A 2,199-nucleotide genomic window follows, 5' to 3' on the forward strand; every position below is an offset into this window, starting at 1 on the left:
AGTTCTCACGCCGCGTGATGTGCACGTCGTAGCCCATAGCGAGCCAGAGTAGACCGCGAGACCGACATGATCGCGAAGTCACACTGGAGTACTAGGCCGTGTCTCCTTGATGCTCTGAGGACTGCCTACTCCGCGAGTGGTGTGGATGCGTGACCGGAACCGATCAGTCCACTTCACCCGCAGACGTGACACCTTACGTAAACGAGTGACAGCGAAGCGTTGCGCGGCGATAGTGAAGGGATCACTGCCACCACATAGGGAGATCAGTAGATGACAGAGGATGTCCGGTCAGCTGCGGATTTCGAGGCCCCAGACCAGGTGGCCGACATCACCGACACGAGTGTCCAGGCCACTCCCGACAGGCCGGCCAACGCCCTGACGTTGCAGCAACTGCGCGACTCGGCGAGCCCCAACCTGCCCGCGGGCCTGAGGGCGGACCAGTTCGAGGGAGGCGGATGGATGTTCTCCCGCCTGGTCAAGCTGCAGTCCTTCTACTACTACACGTCCAAGCCGGAACCGTACCTGGACGAGTGGACCTCCCGCCCCGACAGGCCGGGGTCACGGGTCAACGGCGGCGTGATCTACCAGCCCTACGCCCAGAACAACGAGGCGAAATGGGTGTTCGCGTTCCGCGCCAACGGCACGCCCCCCGCGCCGTTCACCCACTCGTGCAGGCTCGCGAGCCTGCGGGACGGGCGAGTGGAATACAGGCCCGGTGACACGACCTTCCCGACCACCGGGCGACGCGGTGACCCCGAGTTGGACGTGGTTGAGGTCGTCTCCAAGGTGCTCGCCATCGGCTCGCGCAAGGCATGGCAAGACTCCGGGCGCATCAAATCGCTGACCAGGTACGGAGCCCTGGCACCCGTACCCCCGCCGGAGAACCAGGCGTACATCAAATGGGACGGGGCGGCGAACTTCAACGTATCGAGCACTACCAGGGTCGACGTGCTCTGGTGCGTCGTGCCCGCCTGACACCGCGCCCGCACGCCAAACCCTCGTGCCGGGCCCATCCCCGGCACGAGGGTTGGCGTCGATCACAAACCCGCTGACGAGGTTTGTCACCCACTCGACGGGGCGTAGTTCTACACAGAACATGTTGCGCACAAGCGGTCACCGGCCTTCTGGCCGGCACGCTCAATCCCCGCTGCCACGAACTCGCGTTCGTCAACCTTCAGCGGCAGCAGGCGATCCGCGAGCTCGCTACCAGGAGCTCGGAGCGGACTGGCACCAACGGCACCTCAATCCCCAACGCAAGACCCGTGATCTCGTCCGGCAACTCGAAAGCCTCGGCGACCAGGTCACCCTCGCGCCCGCCACCGCTGCCTGAACACCCGTCACAGACTCATCCGGACGGCTCCGCCCCCCGGATGCTGCCGCCTGCCCAGCTGAGCATAGTGGTGGCGGTGCGGCCGGCGGTGGTGGCGGCGTCCAGTTCGTCGGCGAGCAGGGTGAGCTCGCGCGGCAGGTCGCCGAGCACGCAGGACGGCATGGCGGCCGCGAGCGGGCACACCGCGACCAGCGGCATCCGCTCGCCCGGCGCGAGGTCGGGCAGGGTGGCGGTGTGGGTGGCGCCGAGCAGCACGTCCGCGGAGAGCGAGTAGCGCAGTTCCTCGGCAAGCTGGCCTTCGCCGCCGGGGATCACCTCCTGGTGGCTGGCCCGTTCGATCCCCGCGGCCGCGTGCTCCAGGGCCAGGGCGTGGTCCTCGTTCTTCTGGCGGCCGGCCAGCTCCCGCACCCACGCGGCCGCGGCCTCCCCGCGTCGCGGCCCCGGTGGAGCGCCGCCAGTTGGACGGGGTCGAGCGCCTGGTCGTCGGACGCGGGCTCGTCCTCGGCCCGGGCGGTCGGGGAGGGCAGCGGCAGCCAGGACAGCGAAGAGGTCGTCATACCGGTGCAACCGCCCGCCTGACCGGACGGTCACGGGTGCAGCAAGGCCACCCTTGCTACACCCGGGTGTGTGCACGCCGCAGCTGCCGTGAGGCATCGGCCCCGGCGCACGCCCCGCTGGGTGACGGAGTTGGGGTGTGGCGGCGGGCTGTCGGGTGGTCGCCCTGTCGCCGTTACCGGATCGCCACCGAAGGGTGGCCCCATGCCCCTGCTGCGCCTAGGCCGTGTTTTAGAACGGGTGATCTCCGCGCCCTACTGCCGCAATGATCTTTGCTGTGGGGCGTGGGGATCTATGTGATGAGCAATGGGCCG

At 68.2% G+C, this 2,199-nt stretch carries 2 protein-coding genes; one reads left to right on the forward strand and one right to left on the reverse strand.

The window, feature by feature from the left end:
• Nucleotides 1-270: 270 nt before the first annotated feature.
• Nucleotides 271-975, forward strand: coding sequence for a hypothetical protein (locus tag ACZ52J_RS42795; RefSeq protein ID WP_465626843.1), 705 nt, complete (start codon nucleotides 271-273; stop codon nucleotides 973-975).
• 370 nt (nucleotides 976-1,345) lie between these two features.
• Here the strand turns inward: ACZ52J_RS42795 and ACZ52J_RS42800 are convergent, their stop codons facing one another.
• Nucleotides 1,346-1,738: a hypothetical protein gene (locus ACZ52J_RS42800; protein ID WP_465626845.1), complete on the reverse strand. Its 393-nt coding sequence runs from the start codon at nucleotides 1,736-1,738 to the stop codon at nucleotides 1,346-1,348.
• Between the last annotated feature and the right edge of the window lie 461 nt (nucleotides 1,739-2,199).

The sequence above is a fragment of the Kitasatospora sp. NPDC034035 genome, from assembly GCF_055575755.1.

Bases quoted from the DNA above. Each gene is read 5' to 3' on its own strand.
- ACZ52J_RS42795 (WP_465626843.1), top strand. From the start codon at position 271: ATGACAGAGGATGTCCGGTCAGCTGCGGATTTCGAGGCCCCAGACCAG.